General features: G+C 68.4%; 19 protein-coding genes and 1 pseudogene. 1 reads left to right on the top strand and 19 read right to left on the bottom strand.

Annotated features, from left to right (window positions below; genetic code table 11):
- Positions 1–12: 12 nt before the first annotated feature.
- The 7 genes and pseudogenes from bamB to ndk all read right to left on the bottom strand — a co-directional run bounded on the left by bamB (position 13) and on the right by ndk (position 6,727).
- Positions 13–1,170, bottom strand: a complete 1,158-nt coding sequence (gene bamB, locus BAU06_RS08800) for an outer membrane protein assembly factor BamB (RefSeq protein ID WP_066347246.1) — start codon at positions 1,168–1,170, stop codon at positions 13–15.
- Positions 1,171–1,175: 5 nt separating this feature from the next.
- Positions 1,176–1,814: a YfgM family protein gene (locus tag BAU06_RS08795; RefSeq protein ID WP_066347244.1), complete on the bottom strand. Its 639-nt coding sequence runs from the start codon at positions 1,812–1,814 to the stop codon at positions 1,176–1,178.
- Between the two features lie 54 nt (positions 1,815–1,868).
- Positions 1,869–3,137, bottom strand: coding sequence for a histidine--tRNA ligase (gene hisS, locus BAU06_RS08790; protein ID WP_066347242.1), 1,269 nt, complete (start codon positions 3,135–3,137; stop codon positions 1,869–1,871).
- Positions 3,138–3,193: 56 nt separating this feature from the next.
- On the bottom strand, positions 3,194–4,480 hold the full coding sequence (ispG, locus tag BAU06_RS08785) for a flavodoxin-dependent (E)-4-hydroxy-3-methylbut-2-enyl-diphosphate synthase (protein ID WP_066347237.1): 1,287 nt from the start codon (positions 4,478–4,480) through the stop codon (positions 3,194–3,196).
- 71 nt (positions 4,481–4,551) lie between these two features.
- Entirely contained in the window at positions 4,552–5,046 is a 495-nt protein-coding gene (locus BAU06_RS08780; protein WP_066347232.1) for a helix-turn-helix domain-containing protein, read from the bottom strand.
- 71 nt (positions 5,047–5,117) lie between these two features.
- A pseudogene (gene rlmN, locus BAU06_RS08775) lies at positions 5,118–6,281 on the bottom strand (dual-specificity RNA methyltransferase RlmN); the annotation flags it as partial.
- 20 nt (positions 6,282–6,301) lie between these two features.
- Positions 6,302–6,727: a nucleoside-diphosphate kinase gene (ndk, locus tag BAU06_RS08770; RefSeq protein ID WP_066347227.1), complete on the bottom strand. Its 426-nt coding sequence runs from the start codon at positions 6,725–6,727 to the stop codon at positions 6,302–6,304.
- A gap of 143 nt (positions 6,728–6,870) precedes the next feature.
- On the opposite strand from ndk, the gene BAU06_RS08765 reads away from it, so the two are divergent.
- On the top strand, positions 6,871–9,744 hold the full coding sequence (locus BAU06_RS08765; RefSeq protein ID WP_066347224.1) for a valine--tRNA ligase: 2,874 nt from the start codon (positions 6,871–6,873) through the stop codon (positions 9,742–9,744).
- Between the two features lie 103 nt (positions 9,745–9,847).
- On the opposite strand, the gene trmD is transcribed toward BAU06_RS08765, so the two are convergent.
- From trmD to BAU06_RS08705, 12 genes are all read right to left on the bottom strand, one after another.
- Positions 9,848–10,615, bottom strand: coding sequence for a tRNA (guanosine(37)-N1)-methyltransferase TrmD (trmD, locus tag BAU06_RS08760; protein WP_066347213.1), 768 nt, complete (start codon positions 10,613–10,615; stop codon positions 9,848–9,850).
- Positions 10,615–11,289 (bottom strand): ribosome maturation factor RimM, encoded by a 675-nt coding sequence (gene rimM, locus BAU06_RS08755; RefSeq protein ID WP_066347210.1) that lies wholly within the window; start codon positions 11,287–11,289, stop codon positions 10,615–10,617. Before rimM ends, trmD begins: the two co-directional genes overlap by 1 nt.
- A gap of 68 nt (positions 11,290–11,357) precedes the next feature.
- On the bottom strand, positions 11,358–11,618 hold the full coding sequence (gene rpsP / locus BAU06_RS08750) for a 30S ribosomal protein S16 (RefSeq protein WP_066347199.1): 261 nt from the start codon (positions 11,616–11,618) through the stop codon (positions 11,358–11,360).
- Positions 11,619–11,799: 181 nt separating this feature from the next.
- A complete protein-coding gene (locus tag BAU06_RS08745; RefSeq protein WP_066358516.1) occupies positions 11,800–12,030 on the bottom strand; it encodes a sulfurtransferase TusA family protein in 231 nt (76 codons plus the stop codon).
- Positions 12,031–12,095: 65 nt separating this feature from the next.
- Positions 12,096–14,717: an alanine--tRNA ligase gene (gene alaS, locus BAU06_RS08740; RefSeq protein WP_066347197.1), complete on the bottom strand. Its 2,622-nt coding sequence runs from the start codon at positions 14,715–14,717 to the stop codon at positions 12,096–12,098.
- An 87-nt stretch (positions 14,718–14,804) separates the two neighbouring features.
- Positions 14,805–15,875: a type II secretion system protein gene (locus BAU06_RS08735; protein WP_197509470.1), complete on the bottom strand. Its 1,071-nt coding sequence runs from the start codon at positions 15,873–15,875 to the stop codon at positions 14,805–14,807.
- A 16-nt stretch (positions 15,876–15,891) separates the two neighbouring features.
- Positions 15,892–16,494, bottom strand: a complete 603-nt coding sequence (locus BAU06_RS08730) for a type 4 pilus major pilin (RefSeq protein ID WP_066347188.1) — start codon at positions 16,492–16,494, stop codon at positions 15,892–15,894.
- A 98-nt stretch (positions 16,495–16,592) separates the two neighbouring features.
- Entirely contained in the window at positions 16,593–17,732 is a 1,140-nt protein-coding gene (locus BAU06_RS08725) for a general secretion pathway protein (protein ID WP_066358513.1), read from the bottom strand.
- On the bottom strand, positions 17,725–19,440 hold the full coding sequence (locus BAU06_RS08720; RefSeq protein ID WP_066347186.1) for an ATPase, T2SS/T4P/T4SS family: 1,716 nt from the start codon (positions 19,438–19,440) through the stop codon (positions 17,725–17,727). The genes BAU06_RS08725 and BAU06_RS08720 overlap by 8 nt, the downstream gene beginning before the upstream one ends.
- A gap of 8 nt (positions 19,441–19,448) precedes the next feature.
- Positions 19,449–19,976 (bottom strand): hypothetical protein, encoded by a 528-nt coding sequence (locus tag BAU06_RS08715; RefSeq protein WP_066347183.1) that lies wholly within the window; start codon positions 19,974–19,976, stop codon positions 19,449–19,451.
- Positions 19,963–21,270, bottom strand: coding sequence for a type 4b pilus protein PilO2 (locus tag BAU06_RS08710; RefSeq protein WP_066347180.1), 1,308 nt, complete (start codon positions 21,268–21,270; stop codon positions 19,963–19,965). The genes BAU06_RS08715 and BAU06_RS08710 overlap by 14 nt, the downstream gene beginning before the upstream one ends.
- Positions 21,271–21,272: 2 nt before the next feature.
- Positions 21,273–22,832 carry a type II secretion system protein GspD gene (locus BAU06_RS08705; RefSeq protein WP_066358511.1) on the bottom strand — a complete coding sequence of 520 codons (1,560 nt, stop codon included), beginning with the start codon at positions 22,830–22,832 and terminating at the stop codon, positions 21,273–21,275.
- Between the last annotated feature and the right edge of the window lie 59 nt (positions 22,833–22,891).

The raw sequence follows: 22,891 nt of genomic DNA, 5'->3' as shown, positions 1-22,891 counted from the left end.
GACAGATAAGGTTCAGTTGGTGCCGATCATGACCAGATTACCGTTCCCGGTCTGGACCAGCACGCCTTGGGAGGTGGTCTGCAAGGGCGAAACCACCGCATCGCCCCCCACCGACAGGCGCGCCAGCAGGCGGCCGTCCGAGCGGGACAGGAAATGTACATAGCCATCATAGTCGCCCATGGCGATGGCGGGGCCGATGGCCACGGGCGCCGTCAGATGGCGATTGCGCAGGGCATCCTGCTTCCAGAGCTCGCTACCGTCGCGCAGGCTGTACGCGTAGACGATGCTGTGCGAGTCGGGCGCGTAGACGGCGTTTTCGTCCGCGCCCAGGCCCACCGCGCCTGAGAAGTCTTTCGCCCATACCGGACGGCCGCCCTGCGACACGTCGAAGCAGACGATGCGGCCCTGGTAGGCCACGGCACACAACAGCGGGCCGATGAGGCGCGGCGCGCCCACCACGTCGTTCAGGCGCTCCAGGTCGCTGCCGCCCTTGGGCGTGGCCACGGTGCCTTCCCACTGCACGCTGCCGCTGTCGGCGCTGATCGCCATCATCTTGCCGCCGGGCAGGCCGGCGATGACCAGGCCCTGCGCCATGATCATCTGGGTGTTGGTACGCAGCGCGAGCGCCGGGCCCGGGCGTTGCACGCTCCACACCCGGTCGCCGTTGCGGACGTCGAAGGCGGTGATGCGGTAATCGCCGCTGCGCACCACGACCAGGTTGTTGGAGACCAGGGGCGGCTCGCTGACTTCGCTGGTGGCGCGCACCTTCCATTTCTGCTTGCCGGTGTCGTCGAACGCGATGACCTCGCCAGCCTTGCTGGCCACGACGGTCGTGCTGCCGTCGCTGCCCGCGCCGGCAGTCAGGTCCGCCTTGGCGTCGGTGCGCCAGATGGCGCGGCCGCTGAGCAGGTCGTATTTGCCGACCATGCCGTTGGGCGTGGCGGCGTACACGGCTTCGCCGACGACGGTGGGAAAGAAGCCCAGGCCGCCGCCGCTGCCGACGGAAACAGACCATACCTGGCGCACGGACATGCCGGGCTTGTAGTCCGTCAGCGGGGCGGGGTCATAGCGGGTGTCGTCCTTGGAAAACAGCGAGCACGCGCCCAGGCTGAGCGCGGCCGCCAGGCAGGCGGCCAGGACGACGGGGCGACGGAAGGAAAACGTGGACATCGGGATCAGGCTCCGCTCAGGGCATCGAGTTTCAGGCGCACGACGGGGGTCAGGGGATTGGCCGTGCCGAGGCCGTCGATGGCGCTTTGCCAGGCGGCGCGCGCCTCCTGGACCTTGCCCTGCGCGGCCAGGATGTCGCCACGGCGGTCCGCATACAGCGCGGCGAAAGCCGGCGGCGGATCCTGCAACTGGGCGAGCGCGGCGTCGTATTGCTTCTGGTCGAGCAGCAGGCCCGCCAGCCGCAGCCGGGCCACCGATTGCAGGGCTCCCTGCTTGCGCTGGCCGGCCAGCCATTCGAGCTGTTCGCGCGCCCCGGTCAGATCATTCTGCGCCTGCAGCGCCTGGGCGGCCACGAGGACGCCGCGGCCGGCATAGCCGGTGCCGGGGTAGTCGTTGCGCAAGGTACCGGCCGCCGCCTTGATGCGAGCCGTGGCATCGGCGCCGCCCAGCCGCGCGGCGTCTTCCAGCGCTTCGAAATAGCCCATGGCCTGCCGGCTGTTGTGCGCCTGGTAAGCCTGCCAGCCCTGCCAGCCGCCATAGGCGATCGCGGCGGCCGCGACGACGATGGAAACGAGCAGGCCGTAGCGAGCCCACCACGCCTTCAGCGCGTCGAGTTTTTCCTGTTCTTCGAGATCGTATGCCATGCTCACATATCCTGGCGCGTCAATATTGTCGGAATCGGGGTGGCGACCGGGCCGCTATCCGCGCAGGGCCTGCGCCAATTCGGCCAGCGGCACCTGGCGCTGGCTGGCCTCGCCCCGCAAGGGCTTGACGCCCGCGGTGCCGGTCGCGACTTCGTCGGCGCCAAGGATAACCGCAACCCGGGCGCCGCTGGCGTCCGCCCGCTTGAATTGCGATTTGAAGCTGGCCGCGCCGGCGTGCACGATAACGGAAAGCCCGGCGTCGCGCAGTTGCTCGCCGACCTTGGCCGCCAGCCGCTGCGCGTCCTCGCCCTGGTGCACCACGTAGACGTCGCATTCCGGCACCGGCTCGGCCGCGACGGTCTGCTCCCACAGATCCAGCAGCCGCTCCATGCCGATGGCGAAGCCGACCGCGGGCGCGGGCTTACCGCCCAGGAGCTCGATCAGGCCGTCGTAGCGGCCGCCGCCGCACACCGTACCCTGGGCGCCGAGACGGTCGGTGACCCACTCGAAGACGGTCAGGTTGTAGTAATCCAGCCCGCGCACTAGCCGCGGATTGAGGCGATAGGCGATGCCGGCATCGTCCAGGCGCTGCCGCACGCCATCGAAGTGGGCGCGCGATTCGTCGCCCAGGAAATCGAACAGACGCGGCGCGCTGTCCGCCATGGCCTGCATGGCGGGATTCTTGGTATCCAGCACGCGCAAGGGGTTGGTGTACATGCGCCGCTGGCCGTCCTCGTCCAGGACATCGCGGTGCTTTTCCAGGTGCTCGATGAGCGCGGCACGGTGCGCGGCGCGCTCCGCCGGCTGCCCCAGCGAATTGAGCTCCAGCCGTACGTCGGTCAGGCCCAGCAGCTTCCACAGGCGCGCCAGCATGACGATGAGTTCGGCATCGACATCCGGGCCGGCGAAGCCGAGCGCCTCGACGTCGATCTGGTGGAACTGGCGGTAGCGGCCGCGCTGCGGGCGTTCGTGGCGGAACACCGGGCCCAGGGAATACACGCGGTGCGGGCGGTCGTACAGCAGATTGTGCTCGATGGAGGCGCGCACGATGCCGGCCGTCATTTCCGGCCGCATGGTGAGCGAATCGCCGTTGAGCGCGTCGGTGAAGGTGTACATCTCTTTTTCGACGATGTCCGTGACTTCGCCGATGCCGCGCGCGAACAGGCGCGTGTGTTCGAGCACGGGCGTGCGCACATTGCGGTAGCCATAGGCGCGCAGCCAGTTCCGGACGATTTCCTCGAACTGTTCCCACCGGGCGCTGGCGCCGGGCAGGACATCGTTCATGCCCCGGATGGCGGCGACTTTCTGGAAAGCTTGCGTCATGTCTTGATGCGCGCGCCGCGGCGGCTGCCGTGGCGGAGGCGCCATACCCTTTACTTTTATTGTGAGACCTGCGAGCCGTAGCGGCGCGCCACATAGTTTTCGACGATCGCCTGGAATTCTTCGGCGATGTGATCGCCCTTGAGCGTGACCGTGCGTTCGCCGTCGATGAATACCGGCGCGGCGGGGACTTCGCCGGTGCCCGGCAGGCTGATGCCGATGTCGGCGTGCCGGCTTTCGCCCGGTCCGTTGACCACGCAGCCCATGACCGCGACATTCATGCTTTCGACGCCGGGATAGCGGGTGCGCCACACGGGCATCTGGCGGCGCAGATAGGACTGGATGCTATCGGCCAGCTCCTGGAACACGGTGCTGCTGGTGCGGCCGCATCCCGGGCAGGCGACCACCATGGGCGTAAAGGCCCGCAGACCCATGCTTTGCAGGATTTCCTGCCCCACGACGACTTCGCGCGTGCGGTCGCCGCCGGGTTCCGGCGTGAGGGAAATCCGGATGGTATCGCCTATGCCTTCCTGCAGCAGGACGGCCAGCGCCGCGGTGGACGCCACGATGCCCTTGCTGCCCATGCCGGCTTCCGTCAGGCCCAGGTGCAGGGGATAGTCGCAACGCGCGGCCAGGTCGCGGTAGACCGCGATCAGGTCCTGCACATGGCTGACCTTGCACGACAGGATGATCTTGTCGCCGGCCAGGCCGAGTTCCTCGGCGCGCCGGGCATTGCTGATGGCCGAAACCACCAGCGCATCCCGCATCACCGCCTGGGCTTCCCACGGCGTGGCGCGGCGGCTGTTTTCGTCCATCTTGCGCGCCATCAGCTCGTGGTCCAGGCTGCCCCAATTGACGCCGATGCGCACCGGCTTGTCATGGCGGCAGGCGACCTCGATCATCTGCGCGAAGTTGTCGTCGCGCTTCTTGCCGCCGCCCATGTTGCCCGGGTTGATGCGGTATTTGGACAGGGCCTGCGCGCATTCCGGGTATTGCGTCAGCAGCTTGTGGCCGTTGTAGTGGAAATCGCCCACCAGGGGGACATCGACGCCCATGCGATCCAGCTGTTCGCGGATGGCGGCGACTTCGCGCGCGGCTTCGGGGGTATTGACCGTAATGCGCACCAGCTCGGAGCCCGCCTGGGCCAGCTCACGCACCTGGATCGCCGTGGCGATGGCATCCGCGGTATCGGTGTTGGTCATGGACTGCACGACCACGGGCGCGTCGCCGCCTATCGTGACCGCGCGGCCATTCCATTGCACCCGCACCGCGCGGGTGGCGTGGCGGGATCCGGGCCCCACGGGCGGCGGCGCTTGATCCTGGCAGGGCGGTGACGATTCTTGCATGGCGGGGTGTCGAAACGCGATGAATGGAACGGTGGTCGGCGTCGATGGCCGATGGGCGGCAGCCCCGGCCGTCAATGCCCCGAGCGGGACAGCCAGCCGGGCAGCCAGTGGGTGGGCAGCCAGCCCTGCCAGATGCCGTAGGCCACGGCGGCGGCGATCACCAGCAGGATGACCACCAGCCACCCCCAGGACGACGAACTGCGCTCTTCCTCTGCGGGAATGGTGCCGCGCGGGGACTGCAGCGCGCCCTGGTTGGTGAGGCGCGCCGGCGCGCCGCCGCGCATATGGGGCTCCAGCGAGGCGATGATGGCTTCGGGATCGGCTCCCAGCAAGCGGGCATAGCTGCGGACCAGCCCGCGCAGCGATATGCCTTGCGGCAGATCGGCCCAGCGTTCTTCTTCCAGCGCGGCGATCTGGCGCGGGGCGAACTTGATGCGGCCGGCCACTTCTTCCAGCGACCAGCCTTTGCTTACACGCAGCGCTCGCAGTGCATCGCCCACCGCGCTTTGCCCGGCCGCGTTGGCGCCGGGCTGGGTGGAAACGGTCGCGGAAGCGTTGTCGCTCACAGTAGTACCCTCCTGTGGCCGTGTCCGCCTTGCTCCGGCGATGCCGCTCGCCCCTCCTGGGGCCGCGCGGGAGCGCCGACCTGCTTGATGGGGATGGCCTGCCTTTGGGCCGCGATGCGCTCGGTGATGCGGGTACGGTCGCGCACTTCGCCGGCGAGCTGGCCGCAGGCCGCGTCGATGTCGTCGCCGCGCGTCTTGCGCACGGTGGTCACGACACCCGCGTCCATCAGGCGTTGCGCGAACAGTCGCACGCGCGCCGCGGGCGATCGCTTCAGGCCGGATTGCGGAAACGGATTGAACGGAATGAGGTTGATCTTGCACCGCACTTGCGCGGCGATGCGGATCAACTCGCGCGCATGCACGTCGGCGTCGTTGACACCGTCGAGCATGACATATTCGAAAGTAATGAAATCGCGCGGCGCGTGTTCCAGGTATCGGTTGCACGCGGCGAGCAATTCCGCCAGCGGATATTTGCGGTTCAGCGGCACGAGCTCATCGCGCAGCGCATCGTTGGGCGCGTGCAGCGAGACGGCCAGCGCGACCGGGCAATCGTGCGCCAGGCGGTCCATCATGGGCACCACGCCGGAAGTGGAGACGGTGACGCGGCGGCGCGACAGGCCATACGCGTTGTCGTCCAGCATCAGCCGCAGGGAGGTCAGCACCTGGTCGTAATTGAGCAGGGGCTCGCCCATGCCCATCATCACCACATTGCTGACCACGCGGTTGTCCGGCTGCGCGGGAACGGCGGCCTTGTCCGAAGGCAGGCGGGCACTGGCCACGTCGCCTTCCAGGACTTTGCGAGCCCACCACAGCTGCCCGATGATTTCGCTGGCGTGCAGATTGCGGTTGAAGCCCTGGTGGCCGGTGGAACAGAAGCGGCAGGCCACCGTGCAGCCCGCCTGGCTGGAAATACACAGGGTGCCGCGATCGTCCTCGGGGATGAAGACGGTTTCGATGGCATTGCCCTGCCCCACGTCGAACAACCACTTGCGGGTGCCGTCGGTGGATTTCTGCTCGGTGACCACCGGCAGCGCCTGGATCGTGCATTCCCGCGCCAGCTGCGCGCGGAAATCCCGGGCCAGGTCGGTCATGGCGTCGAACGTGTCGGCGCCGCGCTGGTGCACCCAGCGCTGCAGCTGGCGGGCGCGGAACGGCTTGCCGCCCCAGCGCTGCACCAGCGCGGCGAGCTCGGCGCCATCCAGGCCCAGCAGATTGACACGTTCGTTATCGTTCATGACGTCGGCGGACGCCGCGATCAGCGGCTGTGGATGTTGATTTCAGGGAAGAAGAAAGCGATTTCGACGGCGGCGGTTTCCGGCGCGTCGGAGCCATGCACGGCATTCGCGTCGATGCTTTCGGCGAAGTCGGCGCGGATGGTGCCGGGGGCGGCCTTCTTGGGATCCGTCGCGCCCATCAGGTCGCGGTTCTTGGCGATGGCGCCTTCGCCTTCCAGCACCTGGACGAAGACGGGACCGGAGACCATGAAGTCGACCAGATCCTTGAAGAAGGGACGCGCCTTGTGGACGGCGTAGAAGCGCTCCGCATCGGTGCGCGACAATTGCTGCATGCGCGCGGCGATGACCTTCAGGCCGGCCTGCTCGAAACGGGCCACGATCTGGCCGATAACATTCTTTGCCACGGCGTCGGGCTTGATGATCGAGAGGGTGCGTTCGATGGACATGAAAACTCCAATAAAAACAGGGACTTCTACGTGGTTTACAGTAACCGGACATTCTAGCACGCCGCGATTGGCGTCTACATCTTAAAATTGTCGGTTTGCCCCGTAGGAATCAGGCGGGGCCGTCAGTCAGCCGGAATCGCGCAATGAACAAAGCCGCACCCCCTCAGAACGAGTCGCAGGAACTATCCAAGAGCTTCGAACCCGCCGAAATCGAAGCGCGCTGGTACGCCGAATGGGCCCAGCGCGGGTATTTCGACGCCGGCCGGCACGTCGCGGGCGAGACCTCCACCGGCAGCTACGCCATCCAGTTTCCCCCGCCCAATGTGACTGGGACCTTGCACATGGGGCATGCGTTCAACCAGACCATCATGGATGGGCTGACGCGCTACCACCGCATGCTGGGCGCCGATACCGTGCTGATTCCGGGGACGGATCATGCCGGCATCGCCACGCAGATCGTGGTCCAGCGGCAGCTGGACGCGCAGCAGATTTCGCGCCACGACCTGGGCCGTGAAAAGTTCGTCCAGAAGGTCTGGGAATGGAAGCAGCAGTCCGGCAATACCATCACCAGCCAGGTGCGGCGCCTGGGGGCGTCGGCCGACTGGAGCCGGGAATATTTCACCATGGACGACCGCCTGTCGCGCGGCGTGGTGGAGACCTTCGTCCGCCTGTACCGCGAAGGCCTCATCTATCGCGGCAAGCGGCTGGTCAACTGGGATCCCAAGCTGCTGACGGCGGTGTCCGACCTGGAAGTGCAGGCCGAGGAAACCGAAGGCTTCATGTGGCGCATCGAATACCCCTTCGTGGACGGGCCGCAGACCATCGTCGACCGCGAGGGCAACACGGTGACGCTGCGCGGCCTGACCATCGCCACCACCCGGCCCGAAACCATGCTGGCCGACGGCGCCCTTTGCGTGCACCCGGGCGACGAGCGCTACAAGCACTTGGTGGGCAAGCTGGTGGAACTGCCGCTCTGCGACCGCAATATTCCTATCATCGCCGACGATTTCGTCGACCCCGATTTCGGCACGGGCGTGGTCAAGATTACCGGCGCGCATGACTTCAACGACTATGCCTGCGCGCTGCGGCACAAGCTGCCGCTGATCGTCATTTTCACGCCGGACGCCCACATCAACGAGAACGGCCCCGCCCAGTTCCGGGGCCTGGAGCGCTACGAGGCGCGCAAGGCCGTGGTGGCCGAGCTCGAAGCCAACGGCTACCTGCGGGGCGTCGAAAAGCACAAGATGATGCAGCCCAAGGGCGACCGCACGGGCGTGGTGCTGGAACCCATGCTGACCGACCAGTGGTTCGTGGCGATGAGCAAGCCCGCGCCCGATGGCACGCTGCATCCCGGCAAGAGCATCACGCAGGTGGCGCTCGATGTGGTGGCCGACGGACAAATCACCTTCTATCCGGAGAACTGGACCACCGTCTACAACCAGTGGCTGAATAACATCCAGGACTGGTGCATTTCCCGGCAGCTGTGGTGGGGCCACCAGATTCCCGCCTGGTACGCCAAGGACGGCAGCATCTTCGTGGCCCATACCGAGGCGGAAGCCCTGGAGCAGGCCCGCGCGGCGGGGGTCGACGGGCCGCTGGAGCGCGATCCGGACGTGCTGGACACCTGGTTCTCGTCGGCCCTGGTGCCGTTCACCGACCTGGGCTGGCCCGACAAGACACCCGACCTGGAACGCTACCTGCCCTCCAGCGTGCTGGTGACGGGCTTCGACATCATCTTCTTCTGGGTGGCCCGGATGATCATGATGACCACGCACCTGACGGGCCAGATTCCTTTCAAGCACGTCTATGTGCATGGCCTGATCCGCGATGCGGAAGGCCAGAAGATGAGCAAATCCAAGGGCAATACGCTGGATCCGGTGGACCTGATCGACGGCGTGGACCTGGAAACGCTGGTGGCCAAGCGCACCTATGGGCTGATGAACCCCAAGCAGGCCGGCGCCATCGAAAAGGCGACGCGCAAGCAGTTTCCCGAAGGCATACCCGCCTTCGGCGCGGATGCCCTGCGCTTCACCATGGCGGCCTACGCCACCCTGGGGCGCAACATCAATTTCGACCTCAAGCGCTGCGAAGGCTACCGCAATTTCTGCAACAAGCTGTGGAACGCCACTCGCTTCGTGCTGATGAACACGGAAGGCCAGGAGGTCGCGGCCAACGGCGAGACCAGCTTCGTGGACCGCTGGATCGTCAGCCAGCTGCAGGAGCTCGAAGCGGAAGTCGCGCGCGGCTTCGCCGACTACCGTTTCGATAACGTCGCCAATGCGCTCTACCGTTTTATCTGGGACGAATACTGCGACTGGTACGTGGAGCTGGCCAAGGTGCGGCTGCAGACCGGCACGCCGGCACAGCAGGCCGCCACGCGCGCCACGTTGATCCGCGTGCTGGAAGTCGTTCTGCGCCTGGCGCACCCCATCATTCCCTTCATTACCGAGGAACTCTGGCAAAAGGTGTCGGTGGTGGCCGGCAAGCGGCAGCCCGGCGTGGCCGGCAGCGTCAGCGTGCAGCCGTATCCGCGACCCAATCCGGCGGCGGTGGACAAACAGGCCGAGGCCGACGTCGCCGAGCTGAAGGCCCAGGTGGAGGCGGTGCGCGCGCTGCGCGGCGAGATGAATCTATCGCCCGCGCAGAAGGTGCCCCTGATCGCCCAGGGACCGGCGGAGCTGCTTGGCCGCAATGCCCCCTACCTGGCGGCGCTGGCTCGCCTGACGCAGGTCGACGTGGTGGACATGCTGCCGGACGTCGGCGCGCCGGTGCAAGTGGTCGGCTCCGCGCGTTTGATGCTGCATGTCGAGATCGACGTGGTGGCGGAACGCGCGCGGCTGGACAAGGAGATCTCCCGCCTGGAAGGGGAAATCGCCAAGGCCAACGGCAAATTGTCCAACCCCAGTTTCGTGGAACGCGCGCCCGCGGCCGTGGTCGAGCAGGAAAAGGCGCGCCTCGGCCAGTTCGGCGAAACGCTGGCCAAGGTACGCGAACAGCGGGCCCGGCTCGCGGCCTGAGCGACGCGGCGAAGCACCGGTTCGGGTGCGGGCCGACACGTGCCCGCCGGCCAGCTTCCGCACCGCCCGGGCGGTGGTGCGGGCGGCCCGGCTGGACCGGCTCCTAGGCCGGTTTGTCCAGGGTGCGCAGGAACCGTTCGTCTTCGGCGGTCAGCCAGCCCCGCTCGCGCGCACGCGCGATAAGGTCGGGCCGCCGTTCGGCGGTCAGGCGCAGGGATTGTTCGCGGCGCCATCGCGCGATGTTGGCATGATGGCCCGACAGCAGCGGCGCCGGCACGGCGACATCGTCATAGACCTCGGGCCGCGTGTAGTGGGGACTATCGAGCAGCCCGGACAGGGCGGGATTGAAGGAATCCTGCACCGCGGATTCATCGTCGTTCAGCACGCCGGGCAGCAGGCGTACGGTGGCATCCACGATCGCCAGGGCCGCCAGCTCGCCGCCTGACAGCACGAAATCGCCGAGGGAGAGCTCCTCGTCCACGTAGCGGTCGATGAAGCGCTGGTCTATGCCTTCATAACGGCCGCAGATCAGCACGGCGCCGGCGGAAGTCGCCATGGCGTGCGCACGCGCCTGGTCGAAGCGGCGCCCGGTGGGCGAGAGCAGGATGACCGGCGCCGGCGACATGGCGTCCGCCACACGGCGCGCCTGGGCGGCCTGCACCGCCGCGGCGAGCGGCGCGGCCATCATGACCATGCCCGGGCCGCCGCCGTAGGGACGGTCGTCCACGGTGCGGTGCGCGTCATGCGTATAGTCGCGGGGGTTCCAGGCCTGCAGGTTCCACCGGCCCTGGCCATGCGCGCGACCGGTCACCCCCAGGTCCCGGACGACGGAAAACATGTCCGGGAACAGGGTAACGACATCGAAGCGCATCAGAAATCCAGCGGCCAGTCGCTATCGATGCGGCGATTGGCCAGATCGACGGCACGGACGTGCGCCTGGACGAAGGGCACCAGGACGTCCACAGGCCGCCCCTTGGCATCGAGCAGCGGAACGGGGTCGCCACCTTGCGGCGGCAGCTGCTGGCGTCGCACCTTGAGTACCGCGTGCGCGCCGTTATCCAGGACTTCGTCGACGACGCCGAGCAAGACGGGCGCGCCCTCGTGATCGCCATACAGGGTGCAGCCGATCAGGTCGACCCAGTAGTACTCGTCCGGGTCGGGCGCCGGGAAGGCGCTGCGCGGGGCGTAGACGGCCATGCCTTTCAGGGCTTCGGCCTGGTCGCGGTCGTCGATGCCTTCCAGCTGCGCGACGATGTGCGACCCATGCGGACGGGCGGCTCTGATGGCGTAGGGATGCGCAGGCGAAGACTTGCCGGATGCCGCGGCCGACGTGCCGGGCAAGGCGGGCCGGGCGAGCCACCATGTGGCGGCGGGCGCGACGGGTGCCGACGCCGGCTTGGCGGAAGCCGCGACCGACAGCAGGACATCCGCATCGGCCGAGTGAGGCTGGATCTTGATCCAGCCCTTCACGCCATAGGCCGCGACGATGCGCCCGAGCTCGACCAGGTCGGCGGGCGCCACGGCTTGCGTTGCGGCGTTGCTCATTGCGCGGCGCGGATCATGCATGGAACGGGCGGACGCTCAATGCGGGCCGCCGTGTTCGCGGGCACGTATCAGGCCGCGGCCGAGACCTTGGCCGAGTAGTCCTTGACCAGGCGCGCGACGGCGGGCGACAGCTGGGCGCCGTTGCTCGTCCAGTACTGCACGCGGTCCAGGGCGATACGCAGGCTTTCCGTGCCTTCGCTCGCGACCGGATTGTAGAAACCCACGCGCTCGACAAAACGGCCGTCGCGGCGGTTACGCGAGTCGGTCGCCACCAGGTTGTAGAACGGACGTTTCTTCGAGCCACCGCGGGCCAGACGAATCACCAGCATAGGTAATCCCTTGAATTGGTTGTGAAAAACAGTAGATTCTAGCATTGATGCGACGGGCACGGCAAATAGCCTACCGCATTTTGTTCAGGGCTGTGGCATCGGGGCCGCGCCGAATGGCGTCCCTTTTAAGGGAAAGCGCCGGATCGCCGGGATCCGGGCTGTCCCCTGCCCGGCGCCCGTTTCAGCGGCGACGCAGGTAGTGCACGCCCTGTCCATCGCTTTCCTGCTGATGCAGCAGGGTGTTGCCCGTTTGGCGGGCGAAGGCCTGGAAGTCGCGGATGGCGTTGCGGTCGGTGGTGGCGACCTTCAATACCTGCCCGCTGGCCAGCTGCGCCAGGGCCTTCTTGGCGCGCAGGATGGGCAGCGGGCAGGCAAGCCCCGTTGCGTCGATTTCCAGGTCCGCGACGGGGATGGCCGACGCGTCCCCGGCAGGCGCTGCGGCCTGCGTGCCGCCGCCGTTGGAGGGATCTTCGGTGCTCACAGCCGCTCATCCACCCATTGGCGCACACTGGCGATGGCCGCCGGCAGGGCCGCGGCATCGCTGCCCCCGCCCATGGCCATATCCGGCCGGCCGCCGCCCTTGCCGCCGAGTTGCCCGGAGACGAAGCCGACCAGGTCGCCGGCCTTGATGCGGTCGGTCAGGTCGGACGTGACGCCGCCGACCACGCTGATCTTGCCGTCCGCCGCCGCGGCCAGCAGCACCACCGCCGGCTTGAGCTTGTCCTTGAGCTGATCCACCATGCCGCGCAGCGCCTTGGGATCGGCGTTGTCGATGCCCGCGGCGAGCAGCTTGATGCCCTTGATTTCCACGGTCTGCCGGGCTGCCAGATCGTTGCCGGCGCTGGCGGCCAGCCGGCTGCGCGCCTGGTCCAGGTCTTTTTCCAGCGACTTGACCTGTTCCTGCACCTGGACGATGCGCTCGGGCAGGTCGGCCGGCGAAGCGCGCAGCGCGGCGGCCGCGCGGTTCAGCAAGGCCGCCTGGGCCTGTACCCACGCCACGGTGTTGTCGCCCGTGATGGCTTCGACGCGGCGCACGCCGGCAGCCACGCCGGTCTCGGCCACGATCTTGAACATGCCGATGTCGCCGGTGCGGGCGACGTGCGTGCCGCCGCAGAGCTCGCGCGAAGAGCCGATATCCAGCACCCGCACGGTGTCGCCGTACTTTTCGCCGAACAGCGCCATGGCGCCGCTTTTGACGGCCTCGTCATAAGGCAGCACGCGCGCCTGCGCGGGTTGGTTGGCCAGGACTTCGGCATTGACGATGGCTTCGACGCGGGCGATTTGTTCGGCCGTCATCGGGGCATCGTGGGCAAAGTCGAAGCGCGTTTTCTCCGGGTCGACCAGCGAACCGCGCTGCTGCACGTGCCCGCCCAGCACTTCGCGCAAGGCCTTGTGCATCAGGTGCGTGGCGGAGTGGTTGCGGACCGTGCGCGCCCGGCGCACCGCATCCACGCGCGCCAGGATGGTGTCGCCCACCGCCAGCGTGCCGGATTCCAGCCGCCCATGATGGCCGAATACCCCGGCCTGGATCTTCTGCGTGTCGGCCACGGCGAAGCGCACGCCCGCGGCTTCGAGCAGCCCGGTATCGCCGACCTGGCCGCCGGACTCCGCATAGAACGGCGTGGCATCCAGCACCACCACCGCATCCTGGCCGGCCTGGATGCGCTCGACCGCCGTGCCGTCGGCATACAGCGCCACCACCCGCACGTCGTCGAGCTCGATGTTCTCGTAGCCCACGAAGCGGGTATCCACGCCATCGTAGGCCAGGCCTTCGGCCATCTTGAACTTGCCGGCCGCGCGCGCCTGCTCGCGCTGCCGCGCCATGGCGGCATCGAAGCCGGCCAGGTCGACTTCCACGCCGCGCTCGCGGCAGATGTCGGCCGTCAGGTCCACCGGGAAGCCGTAGGTGTCGTACAGCGTGAACAGGGTGGTGCCGTCCAGCTGGCCGCCCTTGGGGACGCCGGCCAGCGCGCCGTCCAGGATCTTCATGCCGTTTTCCAGCGTTTCGCCGAAGCGTTCCTCTTCCTGCCTGAGCACTTGCGCCACGCGTTCGGCCGTGCGGGCCAGTTCCGGATAGGCCTCTCCCATTTCGGCGACCAGGTCCGGCACCAGGCGGTGGAAGAAGGGCTTGGTCTGGCCCAGTTTGTAGCCGTGCCGCAGGGCGCGGCGGACGATGCGGCGCAGCACATACCCGCGCCCTTCATTGCTGGGAATGACGCCGTCGACGATCAGGAAGGAACAGGCGCGGATGTGGTCGGCGATGACCTTCAGCGAATTGTCGTTGAGGTCGCGCACGCCGGTTTCCCGCGCGGCCGCGGCAATCAGCTTCTGGAAAAGATCGATCTCGTAATTGGAATGCACGCCCTGCAGGACGGCGGAAATGCGCTCCAGGCCCATGCCGGTATCGACGCAGGGCTTGGGCAGCTTGGACATATTGCCCGCGGCGTCGCGCTCGAACTGCATGAACACCAGGTTCCAGATCTCGATATAGCGGTCGCCGTCTTCCTCCGGCGATCCGGGAGGGCCGCCCCATACTTCGGGACCGTGGTCGTAGAAAATTTCCGAGCAGGGGCCGCAAGGGCCGGTTTCCGCCATTTGCCAGAAATTGTCCGAGGCGTAGCGGGCCCCCTTGTTGTCGCCGATGCGCACGATGCGCTCGGCCGGCACGCCGATTTCCTTGGCCCAGATGTCGTAGGCTTCGTCGTCCTCGTGATAGACCGTCACCCACAGCTTCTCGGCGGGCAGCTTGTATACGGCGGTCAACAGTTCCCAGGCGTAATGGATGGCATCGCGCTTGAAGTAATCCCCGAAGCTGAAATTACCGAGCATTTCGAAGAAGGTGTGATGCCGCGCCGTGTAGCCGACGTTTTCCAGGTCGTTGTGCTTGCCGCCCGCACGGACGCTGCGCTGCGACGACGTGGCGCGCGAATAGGCGCGCGTCTCCTTGCCGGTGAATACGTCCTTGAACTGCACCATGCCGGAATTGGTGAAAAGCAAGGTGGGGTCGTTGCCGGGCACGAGCGACGACGAAGGGACGATGGTATGCCCCTTGGACTGGAAGAACTGCAGGAACTTCTGGCGGATCTCGGAGGATTTCATCGCGGAGAATCGGTCGACATAAGGCGAATTTTTGATTATAGAGGGTAGCGTCCGTTTGAAGATGGTTACGCCTTCCGGCCGGCGCGCTCAGCGCACGCAGACGTAGCCTTCCGTCCAGCCCACTTCGGGGTCTCGTTCACCGCCGGCCGCGACCAGTACCGCCTGGAAGCCCGGCGGACAGGAGCAACGGCCCGTCCTGGGGTTGAGGGACGACCGCCCGACCATACCGGTGCAGCCGCCCCCCGTATTCGTGGCGAACACGCCGCCGAAACCGCCAGGCGGCGCCCAGACCCCGGCCACGCAGTTCAACAAGCCCCCTTCCGCGTCCCGCGCCAGCAGGCCGTTTTCCGGGCAGGGTTCGCCGGAGACGGCAAGCCCATCCAGCTTGAGATGCCCGCCGGCGACCAGGCGCCCGCCGGCCGACAGGTTCCCGGCCGTGGAAACGTCGCCGCGGAATCCCGGGTCCCGGCTATCGTGGCTGCGCAGGTAACGGCTCGCATCCTGGGCTTCTTGGCCCGCGCGCACCGCGATCGTCCCGACCGGCAGGGCCGCCATGCCGGGCAGGGGCGGATTCGGCAGATCGAAGGAGGCGCCGCGCAGCCGGCCGGGCGCCAGTTCGGATACGCTGCCGGCGGCGCCGTCGGCCGCCATGAGCACGCCCGCGATCCGGGAGGAATCCACCCGCCCGCCATTTGCCGTGGGCAAGGCCGGCAGGGTCCCGTGGGCCAGGGCCTCTATCCGGCATCCCGCGCCCGGACAGCCCTGGCCTCGCCACAGCGCCATGGTGATCCGCATGCCCAGCGGGCCGGGGTCTGGAAACGCGGCGGCGAGATGCCCCTGCGCCTTGAGCTCCGCCACCGTGGGAGCCCAGGGATCGGCATACGCCGGCCTGCCCTGCTCGTCCATCGGCGCCTGGCCGGCGGCCAGCGTGTCGCCATGGCGCGCCAACAGGCCGTCCAGCGCGCGCCGGATATCGAGCAGCCACAGGCCCGCCGCCCGTTCGGCCACGCCGTCCACCTCATGCATGAGACGGTTGGCCGCCCAGACCGCCAGCATGCAAGTAATAGCGACGGCAATGGCCAGCTCCAGGAGCGCGAAGCCGCGCTGGCGGTGCGGCCCGGCGGCGCGGCGCGGCGCGCGCGGATGTATCGCGTTCAAGGGCATCCCGTCCTTTTCAGCGTGCGGTAAAGACGAAGGTATTGGCATCGCCGCGCGCGCACTGCGCTTGCGCCAGCATGGCGTCGTAGGCCATGGGCGGCGAGGCGGCGGCGTCCTTCACGACTACCGGGCCGCCTTCGCCTTCCAGGGTGATGACTTCGGAGACCCGTTGCATCACCGACGCGAGCGCCGGGCAGGCGGCGTTATTGACATTGGTCAGCGTGAGCGTGAAGGCGGAACCCGGGCCGCCGCCGGCGAAGAACGCCGGCGCCAGCGCGATGGTGCCGTGGCCAGCGGAACCGTTGCCGCCCAGGCCATGCGCCACCACGGCGGATGCATCGCTGCCCTTGACCGCGAACACGCTGGAATCGCGCAAGGCGTTCGCGAGCATGCCGTCGTGCAGGTTCTCGTAGGGCGCCACGCCGCCCCCCTGGCCGTTGGCTTTCACGCGCGCGACGAAGCGCTGGAGCTCCTCGCCCACCTTCGGCACTTTGTTCTCGATGACGTAGCTCCCGATCGCGGGTATGCCCACGATGGCGATCAATAGAACGATGGCGGTGACGATGGACACCTCGATCAGCGAAAACCCCTGCTGCATGCGGCGGCGACGGGAAGACATGGCGGCTCCTTGTAAAGGCCAGTATGAAAAGAGGGACCGGCGGGCGGCTTCGGTCCCGGCAAAGGATCGGGCGGCCCGCGTCAACCCGAAGAGAACGATCAGCCGGAGGCGTGGACGTGCATCATGGCGCGGCGCAACTCGTCGATCGCGGCGTAGTGCCACAAGGCCAGGGCCAGTACGGCCCCCAGCGCGCCCAGCAGCAGTGTCCAGCGCAGGGCCTGCGCCTGCCGCGCCACGCGTGCCAGCGCGCGCCCTTCGACCCTGGCCGCGGCCCGGTCCAGGCCGCAGGCCATGCCATGGGCGACGATCATGTCGTTCAGGTACCACCAGGTAGGGCGATCGATCATGCCGGTGTCGAAACTGTCGGCGCCGACCAGCCCCGCGTCGATCCGGGCGACCATGGTGCGGATATGCCAGGACAGCCAGGGGCCGGCCTGGTCCGCCTGCATGTCCAGGGCCTGCCGCAAGCGGATGTCGACACTGCCACGGCGCCGGACCAGGACGGCAAGCATGGCCAGGAAGCGGATGGCGTTGACGTCGCGATACAGGCGCCAGATGAACCAGCCGTCCAGGCGCGCGCGCCACGGCCCCACCAGATTGGGCAGCGACCATACCAGCACCCAGGCGCCGCCGGCCGCGCATGCCGCCAGCAAGGGCAATCCTGCCCGGACGGCCTCGCCGAACGCGAACAAGCCGCGTGTAAGGCCACCGTGATGGATGGCCGGAACGTCGTGGAACACGGCCTGCAGCCGCGGCGCGGTGAAATACGGCACCGCGCAGGCCAGGGCCAGCGCCACGCACAGGGCGAGCAGGCCCGCCAGGAGCGTGTCGCGGAAGATGCGCGCGGCCTGCCCAGCCACACGGGCCGCGCGGGCAAGGTCGCGCAGGGCTGCAATCAGGGCGCCAGCACCGCCGGCTTGCGCGGCACGCAGCAATGCGAGTTCTTCGGACGGCATGCTGCCGGCCCAGGCGGTGGCCAGGTCGCCGCCGCAGTTTTCCAGCGTCCGGACCCATCGCCGCGCCAGCCTGCCCCTTACCGTGCGGTCGCCGTGGCGCAGTGCGTCGTCATGGAACAGGTCACGCAGCGATTTGCGCCCTTGAAGGCCATCCAGCATATCGGCGAGGTACTCGTAGTAATCGGCACGCATGCCCGAGAACCGCAGGACATCGCAACGCAGACGCCAGAACGCCCGATCCGGCAGCCATGCGCGCGCCGCGAAGAAGGACCGCTCACGCATGCACGACCCCGTGGCCCCGGGGCGCCCCGCCCGGGGCATCGGACGGGAAGCGGAACTCGATCTCGCGCGGATCGATCTGCCCGGTGGCCGCCTTGTACAGGGCGCATTCCATGGCGCTCTTGCCGGTCATGTCGGGATGATCCAAGGACGCGACGCGGACCGACCGCAGATGGGCGCGCAGGGCCAGGTTGTCCCGTTGCCGCACGCAGCGCAGGAAGATGTCGTCATGCGAGGGCTCTATCATCTCCGCCACCACGGTACGGCCCGCAAGGCCGTTCAAGTCCGGCAGGTCTTCGTTGCGGCAATGCGGGCACCCCTGGTCGTTGCGCACGCGCAGGACGTCACCCGGCAAGCCGTGACGCTCGGTAAAGCGCCGCGTCCATTGCTGCCACCATGCTCCCTGGGGGCTGTCCTGCAAGGACGCCAGCGGCAAGGCGCAATGCCGGCAAAGGCGCGGCACCAAAGCCTGGTACACCAGCAGCTTGAGTATGCCGGGGGTAGCCAGGAAGTCCCGCGACACACCGATGAAATCCGAGGCCAGCCGTTCGGGAATCATCCACGCGCACCCGGCATGCGTGGTGGTGTAGAGATTGACGCCCGATGCCGCCAGGTCCATGAAGGCGCGGCCGGTTTCCGCGTCGCGGATTTCGCCGACCAGCAGGTCGTTCATCGCGGAACGCTTGACCGTGCGCAGCTTGGCGTCGAACGCCGTCATGCTGCTGTCGTCCAGATCGCGCGCGACGCTGTTCTGCAAGGCGTTGTCGATGTGATATTCCACCGGGTCTTCCAGCGTGATGATCTTGCGGGTGTCGGGCAGCGATCGGATCAGCGCGGCGATGGTGGTGGACTTGCCGGACCCGACCGCGCCGGCCAGTACCACCGACCCGCCATCGGCGCGGCTGGCGCGATCGAGCATGTCGATCTGGCTGTCCAGGTATCCGAGGGACCGCAAGGACAGTCCGTCGGCCCGCAGATCGAGCCGCAGCAAGCGCAGGCAGACGGAAGGCCCCCGATCCGTGGCCAGCGACGCCCATCGCAGCATGACCGGCCTGTCGTCCACCTTGACGTGCAACTGGCCTTGCTGCTCGGCCCTGGGATCGAAAACGGCGCCATTGCCGCCCTGCACGTCCATCCATGCCACGGCCAGCATTTCCATCAAGGTGGCGGTAGGCATGTGGCGGAAGCGGGCGGGCGCGACATAACGTCCCGCGATGGTGAAGCGGATTTCGGATTCCGCGCCGCGCCGGTGCACATTCAAGTGGACGTCGCTGGCCTCGTTGCGCACGCCCCAGGTGACGATGTCGCAAAAGCCCGCCGCCAGTGCGGATTTGTGCCGGTCCGCCAGGCCCGCGCGCCGGTCGCGCAGGCATTGCAGGGTAAGCTGCCCGCGCGCCACGCTGAGCAGCAGCGGCGCCGGCAGCACATAGCGCGAGGGCGTGGCCAGGCGGCGTCCACGACGCTGCACCATGCGCTCGATCTCTTCGATCTGGTCACCCGCGGCGTAGTCCGCCAATGCGAAGATGGCCACGGCGCCGTCCTGCAGGACGACGGGACACAGGCGGCCCGTCAGGCCGGCCAGATCGAATTCCTCGCCTAGCGCCCGCGCGAAAGCCGGGACCATGGCCGCGATGTCGTCCTGGGTGGCGAGCACGGGCACCGAGGACGGCGGCTGCGTGGGCAGGCCGGTGGGAAAACGTCGTATCGTCATGACGCGGCCTACTCGCCGCCCGCCAGGCAGATGCGGCGGTTTCCCGACGCACCGTCCAGCACGACGCAACTGCCCTGGATACCGCGCAGGGCGTAGGCGCCCTCCCCGTTCGGCGCTTCCTCCGGCCACTCGCGACCGTGGCGATAGCGCAAGCGACGTCCATTGAACAGGACTTCGACATCCAGCCGCTTGCCCACGCCGTAGATGGCAGCCAGGTCGATCCGGTCCGTCGGCACGTCCGCCTGCGCGGGAGGCGGATTTGTGGCTCCCGCCGCATCGCGCGCCGCCTGGCGCCGGGCCTGCGCGGCAAGCGCCGCGCGGGTTTCCCGGCGCAAGAGCTCGTCGACGAGGTCCGTATCCGGCCAATCCGGCGCCACGACGCTGCCGGCCGCCGGCGACGCGGCCGGCGCGACATGGCCCGGCGCTTCGGCATGCGCCGGCGTCGCGCAAGCGGCCACCAGGAGCAGCATGGCGCAGCGCCGCCACAGGGGCACACACAAATACCGCGGCGGCGCCGGGAAGTCATTCGCGTTCATATACGGTTCCTTCGAGCTGGGCCATCAAGGGACTGTGGGCGATGTCCGGGCCGCGCTCGTCGTGCAGGGTCAGGCTGACCGCGGTCCACGAGGCGACGGTCCGCGGCTGCGTAAACAGGGCGAAAGAACGCAAGGGGCCATGCACCACGAGCGGGCGCTTGCGCAGGCGCGGCATATCCGGCGGCGCGGGCAGCGGGTTGCCGTGCGCGTCGCGCGGCGCGGCGACGGGAAGCGCCGCCGGCGCGCCGAGCGCCACCCGGGCGAACGCGGGCCGGATGGACTGCAGCATGCTGGCGAATTCGATATCCGTGCGGGCTGGATCGGGCAGGCCCTCAGGCCGCAGCGTGCCGGCAGCGCCGGTGACGCGCCACGAGAGCGAGGCCTCGTCCAGCGTAACGAAGGCGGGGCGGATGGCCGCGGGCAGGTGTTCGGCCAGCGCGCGGTTGGTGGCGTCCGGAGCGGTGCGCGCGTAGCGCGCGTCGCAGGCCCAATCCCCGCCGTGGGGACGGCAACGCGCGGACCGCATGCTCCAGCCCTGCAACGCCGTGGGCAGGGCCCGCAGCGTCGCGAACACGCGGCCAAGCTGGCTGGCATCATGGATGCGCACGGCGGCCGTCGCCTTCGCCAGCGCTTCGTGCCAGGCGCGAGCCGGATCGGGGCTGGCCGCCACGGGAGGCGTTCCGAGCCGTTGCCAGGCCCGCCAGGCCGGCGGAGCCAGCACGGCCAGCACGACCAGAAGAGCCGCGCCCTGCACGGGCAGGGGCAGCCGCATGAGCGGCACACCGGCACGCCAAAGGCACGCCGAGGGATCGAGCGCGGCGGCGAGCCCATCCAGCGACAGATCGCGAACCTGGCCGGCCAGCCCGGGATGCATGGCGTCGAGTTCGGCCAGCGCCTGCCGCGCCGAAGCGGCATCGGGATGCACGCGATCGCCGCGTGCCATGACGGCGCCATTGCGCGAGGCCACCAGCCACACCCGGCCATCGTCCAAGGGCAGCAGGCCGGCCGCCGTGCCGGCCCCCTGCATGCCGGCGAACACCTGGGCGGCCGCATAGCAGGCCTTGGCCCGCCCGCGCAAGCGCGCGCAGCCCACCGCCGCGGCCCCGGTGCCGCCGTGCACGTAATGGGTCGCGCGGGTCTCCCTGGCCTTGCGGCGGGCGAGCACATCGACACGGGTGCCGATGAGCGGCGACCACGTCAGGCCGAACACCAGTACCGCCCCATCGGTCAAGGGCAGCACAAGATGATCGCCCAGGGGCTGCGGGAGATCGCTTTCGCGCGAGCTGGGCGGCATGGTCAGAATCCCTCTTCGATTTGCGCCGTGACGATGACGATGGTGGTGGCGCGTTGCGTGGATGCGCGGTCGCTGCCCCCGAACGCATAGGGAGCGCCCGGCGTAAGCCGGCGACGGTCGTACTCGTCTTCGCTGCGGTCGAACCCCGAAATAATCATGGGCTGGCCGGCGCGCAGTTCGACCTGCTGCACCATCCCATTGCCGTCGATGGTGATCTGCTGGACTTCCAGCGGATTGCCCGGCTTGCCGAAAGTCAGGCTCTTGAGCGGCTGCGCGACGGTGTTGTCATAGGCGATGGACAGCAGGATCTGGCCGTCTTCCTGCGCGTCGGGGACCAGGGTCAGGAAGGAACCCACGGTTTCCTGCTTCTGGTTGATCGACACGGCGGGCAGCAGCCCGCTGTGCAGCCCGTGGCCCGCGGCGGCGGTGCCGGAAACATTGCCCTGGACCTGGTTCACATAGGAAAACGTGGTGCGCACGGCGTGCGTGACGGGCCGGCGGTTGAGCGTCAGCACGGGCACGCTGCTGTGGCGCACGATGGTGCCGATCTCGCTCAAGGCGGCGACGATGGCCTGCGTGCCGTTGAACCACCCATCCTTGACGCCGGCGGAGGCCATGCCCGGCACGCTCCCCGCCAGGCCCGGCGAGGCGACCGACAGGGCCGCGCGCGTCCCTTGATAAAGCAGGTTCCAGTCTATGCCTGCCTTGGCCTGGTCCTTGGCGACCACGGTAATTTCCTCGAAGACCAGGCGGACGCGCCGCGTCAGCGCCTTGTTTTCGCGGTCCAGGAATCGCGCCACGGCTTCCAGGGCATCGCGCGTATCGTTGACCACGATGGAGCTGCCGGCTCCCGGCGCCGCCGTCACCGTCCCGGCGCGCGTCAGGAAGGGCTCGATGCGCGCGCGTACCGATGCCATGGCATCGTGCTCGCCGCTCGACAAGGTGGTGTTGGAGGTGTTCTCGAAGCCTTCCTCGCCCGACCGGGCAGCACGCCCCAGGCGAGCGTCGGCGCGGGCGTTCAGCGTCAGGGCACGAACGTCGAATACCCGCGTTTCGGTGCGATAGAACTCGATGGCGCCGTCCGCGTAGCGCCAGTAGATCCCCAGCCGCCAGGCAAGCGCGTCCAGCACGCGCGGCAAGGGTTGCGCGCCATCCGGCAGCGAGGCCCGCGCGGGAAACGGCGTGCCACCGCCGTGCGAAACGGCCAGGCGTGGCAGGAACAGTTCGGCCGGCAGCAGCGCGTCGGGCCGCACCTTGACGCCGATACCGGTGGCGCGGGCGATGCGATCCGCCAGCACGGCGAGATCCGCCTGCCCGCCGGCGAACATCAAGGTGGTGTCCACGTTCTTGCGCAAGGCCGCGGGCAAGGTGGCCTCGCGCGCCAGGGGCCGCGCCCGCCCCGCCAGCCAGGGCCGAGGGACATCCTGCGCGCCGGGGCGCGCGGCGCCACCGGACAAGGAACGCACGAAGCCGGCATGCGCCGCATCGCCGCGGGCCTGCGCGCGCTGCGCACGGTCCTGTATCGCGGCGATACGGTCGGGCGACACGCAGGCGGGGCACATCGCCGCCAGGGCAAGCGCGGCGACCCGGCAGGCCAGAAGCCCGGGGCCGGCCGCGGCAG

This window comes from Bordetella bronchialis, from assembly GCF_001676705.1.
Classification (GTDB): Bacteria; Pseudomonadota; Gammaproteobacteria; order Burkholderiales; family Burkholderiaceae_B; genus Bordetella_C; species Bordetella_C bronchialis.
This window is presented reverse-complemented; position numbering and strand designations above follow the sequence as displayed.